A 7,323-nucleotide genomic window follows, 5' to 3' on the forward strand; every position below is an offset into this window, starting at 1 on the left:
GCTGATGGCCAAGTTGATAATGATGCGGTCAATATGAAACAGCTCAATGAAGTAAAGAAGACAGCTGAAAATGCAGTACAAAAAGGTAATGGAACCGGTTCCGCTTCGCAAGCCGTTGGTACTGGATCTAATGCAAGTGGGTCATATGCATTAGCGGTGGGAAATAATTCTAATGCAGGCGGAATGTTTTCTATCTCCATGGGCTGGGGTAGTCAGACAGGTAATAATCAGTCGGTTGCTATTGGACATGATGCAAAGGCACAGTCCGCAGAAGCAGTTGCTATTGGTAATAGTGCGATTGCCCAGCAAGTTAATGCCATTTCCATCGGTAACAATTCCGTAGCGGGGTTATCCAACGAAGGATATGATGACCCGATTTGGTATGCAATCGGTGATGATGGAAAGCCGCTTTATAGTACATCCGATCCGAACGGCAATCGTGGCGGAGCACGCAGTGGTGCTGTGGCCGTAGGTAATGGGGCGAAAGCATTGGGCTATCGCAATATTGCTATTGGTGAAAATGCTATAACGGCTAAAAGTAAATTAAAGGATGGCGAGTTTGTACCTAACGCCGGTAAGAACAATCCGGAATATACGGAACCTGGCGTCATCGGTTCCATTGCCATCGGTGGTTATGCTATAACGGAAGGCAGTCATTCGACCGTTATCGGTAATGCAGCGTATGCTCTCGGAAATTACACATCAGCCTATGGTATCCGCAGCTATGCGTATGGCAAAGACTCTTCCGCCTTTGGTAATTCGGCTACGACTATGGGCAAACATTCAGTAGCTGTTGGTTCCTATGCTCGTGCCGATCATGATAATTCCGTAGCATTAGGGTCCGGGTCTATTACGGATAAAGCAGAATCTACGGCATCCTATACAATAGAAGCCGGCAAAGCAGCGGAGTATGTTGATAGTATAACGGGAAAGAAATTAGAATTTGCCGGGTCCGAAGCATACGGTACGGTCAGTGTAGGTGGTAAAGGCATAGCCGGTTATACCGGCAACGCTGATGAGAATGGCACGCTTAACGGATATACGTATCCATTTAAGGGTAAGGTAATGATGGATAAGCCGATTTACCGTACGGTAACCAATGTAGCGGCCGGTCGTATTTCGGAAACCAGTACCGATGCTATCAACGGTAGCCAGTTGTATTATGCTATCGGCAAGACTGAAGTCAATGCTGAGAATATTGAAACGAATGCCGGTAATATTACTACGAATACAACGAATATTGCCAATTTGCAAAAGGACGTAGATAATCAAGGTAAGTTGATTGATGCGAATAGCAAACTCATTGATGCCAATACTAGTCGAATTGATGCGAATACTAGTCGAATTGATAGTATTGATACACGGCTGAACAATCAAGATGAACGTATGAATCAGCAAGATGAACGGTTGAATGATCAAGAGAAACGCCTTGGTCAGGTAGAAACAAATTATGCGGTACAAAATGGAAAAATCCAGCAGAATACGGATGCTATTAGCGATTTAAAAGAACAACAGAAATCCATCGATAGCAAGTTAACTACTATGGATGGAAAAATCAGTGGCGTACAGAATGACCTTAACGCTTATAAAACGAAAACCGATACGGCTATTGCTTCTATTAACGCATCGCAACAGGCACAGTCGCAGAACTTGACGGAGATTAAAGACCAAGTATTGAACAATACGTCGTTGATTACTAATGTTCAACAAAGTGTAACTAATTTGGATACGCGGGTAATGAATAATACGACGGAGATTAAAAATAATGAAACGCGTATTACATCCGTAGAAAAAACGGTGGAAACGCATACGGCAGAAATTGAAGAAAATAAAGAAAACATTGCCAAAAATGCGGGAGCTATCGAGGTCAACAAAGATAATATCACCGCCAATACGCAGAGCATTAATGAATTGGCACAGGCACAGCAGCAATCGATGGATGGGATTCGTCATGCTATCAATGATGTGCGCAAGGAATCCCGTCAGGGCGATGCGATGAATGCAGCGTTGGCCGCATTGAAACCGCTTCAGTATGATCCGGATGAAAAGACGCAGATTATGGCCGGTGTAGGCGGTTATAAAGGAGAACATGCCGTAGCATTGGGATTGGCGCATTTCTTTAACGACAGCTTGATGGCAAACATCGGCGGTGCGTACACATCGGGCAGCTCCATGATATGGAATGCAGGCGTGACGATTAAATTCGGTTCCTCTCACGACAAGGATGATGAACATCGTCGCACCACCATTGAATATACACCGGACGTGGTGGTAAAAGAACACATCGCTACCTTGGAACAAGAAGTGGCTACCTCGAAAGCTGAAATGGCTGCACTCCGTGCATCTTCAACGGCACAGATCAATGAACTTCAGAAACAAATCGAAGAATTAAAGCGTTTGTTAACAAAATAAAAAATTACGTGAGTGTATTTTCTTTGTAGTGGATGATGTAACATATACTATATAAAATACAAAAAAGGACTACGCCTATCTTCGCAGTTCACTGTGTGAACGCGTTGATTGTGGGTAGTCCTTTTTTATATCTTGATTCATATTTGACATAGCATGAAAGTTTGAAGGCGTGCCAGGTGTTATTAAGTGGGGTAGACCCTGAAGGCTCGTCAGAGGTCATCAGAAAAAGAAATTTTGAAAAATAGATATAGAAGGTATATCTATATGTTATATACAGTCCTTTATATAAAGACTATGAGCTATTGTAAATATACAAGGGGTAGATTTTATTGTATCATGAAGGTAAAATGAGTGAATCGTGTGGGTTTAGGAGGAAAATATATCATGATACACAAGAAAATAGCGACTCGGATTATGCTGGCATTAAGCCTGGGTGTAGTGTGGAATGCAGCAGGGGCAGTAGATAGTAGCGAAAATTATACAAAAATAATAACTGGAGAGGAAAGTGATTTAAATTTAGTAAGAGGAGATAAGAGCTCGGATAATAGGCTTCTTGTTATAGGCGGACAAGGGTATGGTATTTGGGGCGCACAAAATAATGCGGTAGAAGGGGATGCAAATAATAATTTAGTCACCTATAATAATCCGTATAGTGAGGAAAAGAAAAATGACTTCCGCTCCTTAACGGGAGGGAGTTCTTGGCAAAATGATGCTAATAATAATGTGGTAGAGGTAATTTCGGGTAAAATACTTTCAGAGATTACAGGTGGTGAAGGGGTTAATCATGCTAATAATAATCGCGTAATTTTAGAGAAAGATTATCAGGGGACGTCAGAGATCATTGGCGGAAAAAGTGGACGACAAGCTAATAATAATGAAATAGTTATTAATTCTTCTGGCGATATACATGGAATCATCGCAGGACAGATATTTTTTTGGAAAAATTTAGGTGTAGATTTATCAGAGGTCGAAGCTACCAGTAATACAGTAACCATTAATGCCCCGATTACGGTCTATAGAGGAATCGCTGGTGGAAGAGTACAGGATTATATACAGAATAATTATGATGCATTTGAGCATCCCTTAGAAAATGTATCCTTTAATCAGGTAAAAAAGGGAAATACGCTTAATATCAATACATTTGGAGTAGTTGCAGGTAATATTTATAATTTTGAAAATATTAATTTTAATCTGCCAAAGCAATTGGAAGACAAAGCGATGTTAACGTTGACGAAGAATGAGGTTACTGATTTAACGGGGAGTAAAATCGTTGCGCACGTAGCCGGGGATACGAATGTAACGGGACCGACAAAGATAGTTTTACTAGATAAGAAGCAAGGCGAGCTTATTATGAAGGATGCAACGACGCGTAATCAATTAACAGTAACGCAAGGGGTATCTCGTGTCACGTCTTTGAAGATGCAGACGGAAGATAACGACATCGTACTGTATATAAACGGCACACCGGCAACGGATACAACTGAACCGGCAACGAAACCGGATGAAACGACAAAGCCAGACAAACCGGCAACGGATACAAACGAGCCGGCAACGAAGCCGGATGAAACGGCAAAGCCGGACAAACCGACAACGGATACAAACGAGCCGACAACAAACTCCGGAGAAACGACGAAGCCGGATACACCGTCGAACAATACGGATTCCGTCTTCCATCACGGGGATCCGCTAATGGAGCAGACAAAATCTCTGGTAGAGACGGCAGTAGCTATGGCGTCCTTTACAAATAAAGGAGCCGATTCGGTAGCTGAAACCATGGCATCCAGTGTAAAAGCGGTAATTGCTAAAAATAATGGCAATGATTCTCCGTTCTTTAACTCTACTCTGTTTGCTTTAAAATATGAGACGGGATCCCATATTAAAACCTATGGTTCTACTACACAAATCGGTTTTGGTATGCAGCGTGAAAAAGCAAATGGCACGGTAACATTCGCTCCCTTTATGGAATATGGCGTAGGAAAATATAGTAGCCTAGTCGACAGTGGTGTACGCGGTGATGGGGATATTCACAATTTCGGCGGCGGTATGTTAGTCCGTTACGATACTAATACAGGTGCTTATTATGAAGGCGCTTTACGCGTAGGTCGAATCAGTGGTGATTATCGTGGCGTATTTACTGTGGGCGGACCGCAGGCCGTCTCCTTTGATTCGGACGCTACCTATGTTACGTCTCATGCCGGAGTAGGCTATGTTAAACCATTGTCAGATACGACGACGCTGGATACGTACGGCACATATTTTTATAGTCATACCGGCGGTGATACAGTGCGCCTAAGCACCGGTGAAACCTATGATTTTGATGCGGTGGACAGTCATCGATTGCGCGTAGGTACACGCTATACGAAAGACTTTTCAAATCATCATGCCGTGTATGCCGGATTGGGTGTGGAACACGAATTTGACGGAGAAGCAATTGCTTATTATGATGGAGCATCCACGCCTTCACCGCGGCTGAAAGGAACCAGCGGTTTAATTGAACTAGGGTGGTCACATAATGTGGGAAAAGCGCGCAGTACCTATCAGCAAATCGGAGTCACCGGATGGTTTGGTCGCGAACGAGGTATAACGGCACATGCTAATTTTGGTTGGGTATTCTAACAGTTTTTTATTTTTGTAAAGTTGTATTTGCTATGGGTATCTTTTATAATAAAACAAAGATATATCATGAAAAGTATAATTACTATCACTTTCGTGATAGCGGTATTGGCCGTAAAGGTGGTGAAAGGAGGTCCTTTCAGTGAAAGAATACAGTAACGGCGAAATTACTATTGTGTGGGATTCGTCGAAATGTGTGCATGCCGGGGTGTGCGTTAAGATGTTGCCTAAGGTATATAATCCGAAGGCGCGTCCGTGGATAACCATTGAAAATGCCACAACGGAAGAATTGAAAAAGCAAATCGATGCGTGTCCGTCGGGGGCATTGACGTATCGCTTGGAAACAAATGCATAACATATTTCTACCGGGTGAGTGGCTACATGCGTACATACAATGGATTGCATATAATGATGACATGGTATGATCATGGATGTGTATAGTTGTGAAGGGTTCGCAGTAATATAGCGTAGATACGAGAAGGAGAGAAACATGGAAATTACCGTAAAGCAGGTGGATAAGGAAAAGCGCGGTGCCTTTGTAGCATTGGCAGACGGCAAGGAGTTCGCCGGTGAAATGACGTATAGCCGTGTGAATGATTCGCTAATTATTATCGATCATACGGAAACAGATCCGTCTTACGGCGGCATGGGGGTTGGCAAACAGATGGTGCAAGCAGCCATTGCTTGGGCTAAGGAAACGGGGACAAAGATTATGCCGCTATGTCCGTTTGCTAAGGGATATTTTGAAAAGCATCCGGAAGAAGTGGCAGAGATTATTGCCAAACAAGGATAAGCGTAGGCGTGAGTGGGACACGGCCAATATATACGAGAAGAAGGAGTAGGTTATGACAACGGGTCGATTTATTTCTTTTATTTGCGTTGTCGTTGATTCCTGTTTCGACAGCCTGGATTGGTGCCAATGCCGGCGCGGTAGCGCCTACCGTTTTGTACGGTGTGGTTTTGTTAGGCTGTGCGCTTGGTTATTATATACTGCAGTCGGTTATCGTTGCTGCAGAAGGTGAGCATTCACAGGTCAAACAGTTAATAGGCCGTGATTATAAAGGAAAGCTGTCAGTAGTGACATATACTGTGGCAGCAGTGATTGCCTTTATGTGGCCGTGGGTGGCGAATGTGTTGTATGCGGTTATGGCCGTTGTTTGGCTTATACCGGATAAGCGCATGGAGATTGAATAAATAAAAATACGACTATAGGTATCGCAAGTCAGGTCTTACGAATGACATTGCTCAACCTATAGTCGTATTTTTATTTTTAAGGTAAAGGAAAGAGGTAACTATCACAATTGGTCTTTTTATATAGGAAGTGAAGGGGCAGTCGTATTTTTATTTTTAATAATAATTATCAAGATGTCTAACAGAAGTAACATAGTTATTTGTTAGTGTATCAAATATAATGAAACCAAGAGGAGGCCTCTCTTACACAATCGTATAGGATGTGCATTACTGACGTATAGATAAAGGAGTATACTAATGGAATTGTATAAAAATTTTGAAGGTAAAGCGCCGGTAATCGATGTAAATGATGCTGTGCTATTACTGATTGATCATCAGAGTGGGCTTTTCCAGTGTATTCATGACTTGCCGTTTAAGCGTGTTCGGGATCATGCGATTGCGTTGGCAGAAGCGGCAACTTTAGTAGGGATGCCTGTTATTACAACGGCGTCTGTACCGCAGGGACCTAACGGTCCGTTGATTCCGGAAATCCACGAAGCAGCTCCTCACGCTGTATATGTGGCTCGCCGCGGTGAAATTAATTCGTGGGATTGCAAGCCCTTTGTGGAAGAAGTAAAGAAAACGGGTCGCAAAACATTAATTATTGCAGGAACCGTAACCAGTGTATGCTTGGCATTCCCGGCTATTGCGGCGATTCAAGATGGTTATCGCGTATTTGTAGTACCTGATGCATCGGGCACATATTCCAAAATGGCGGAAGAAATCAGTTTGGCACGCATGGTTCAGGCCGGTGCCGTACCGATTGATACGGGTGCTGTATTAGCGGAATTACAACATACCTGGCATCGCGATGATGCTGACAAATGGGCAAAACTATGGACGCGTATTTTCGTGAACTACGGCTTGTTGTTAGAAAGTTATGAAAAAGCAAAAGAAGTTATCACCAACGGTGAAATTTCCGATGCAGAACGTGACGACTAAGTAACATCTTACACACTGTACATACTCATTGAAATTAGAATAAAGAAATGGTGTATCAATCGCAGGATTGCTATTTGTAAGACCCGACGTTTGAGAGACAGATACACACAAATAAGCCTGAAATTT

Annotated in this window: 6 protein-coding genes; all 6 read left to right on the top strand. The window is 42.8% G+C overall.

What is annotated here, in order from left to right:
• The coding region (locus G344_RS0106775) for a YadA-like family protein (protein ID WP_028255538.1) at positions 1-2,412 on the top strand (2,412 nt) is incomplete at its 5' end.
• A 384-nt stretch (positions 2,413-2,796) separates the two neighbouring features.
• Positions 2,797-5,028, top strand: a complete 2,232-nt coding sequence (locus G344_RS0106780) for an autotransporter outer membrane beta-barrel domain-containing protein (RefSeq protein WP_028255539.1) — start codon at positions 2,797-2,799, stop codon at positions 5,026-5,028.
• A 139-nt stretch (positions 5,029-5,167) separates the two neighbouring features.
• Complete coding sequence (locus tag G344_RS0106785) at positions 5,168-5,380, top strand: (4Fe-4S)-binding protein (RefSeq protein WP_028255540.1); 213 nt, start codon at positions 5,168-5,170, stop codon at positions 5,378-5,380.
• A 135-nt stretch (positions 5,381-5,515) separates the two neighbouring features.
• Positions 5,516-5,818 (top strand): GNAT family N-acetyltransferase, encoded by a 303-nt coding sequence (locus tag G344_RS0106790; RefSeq protein ID WP_051245840.1) that lies wholly within the window; start codon positions 5,516-5,518, stop codon positions 5,816-5,818.
• A gap of 92 nt (positions 5,819-5,910) precedes the next feature.
• Positions 5,911-6,219 carry a hypothetical protein gene (locus G344_RS10915; protein WP_156886166.1) on the top strand — a complete coding sequence of 103 codons (309 nt, stop codon included), beginning with the start codon at positions 5,911-5,913 and terminating at the stop codon, positions 6,217-6,219.
• 294 nt (positions 6,220-6,513) lie between these two features.
• Complete coding sequence (locus G344_RS0106800; RefSeq protein WP_028255542.1) at positions 6,514-7,197, top strand: hydrolase; 684 nt, start codon at positions 6,514-6,516, stop codon at positions 7,195-7,197.
• Positions 7,198-7,323 lie beyond the last annotated feature (126 nt).

This window comes from Veillonella magna DSM 19857, assembly GCF_000428745.1.
Classification (GTDB): domain Bacteria; phylum Bacillota; class Negativicutes; order Veillonellales; family Veillonellaceae; genus Veillonella_A; species Veillonella_A magna.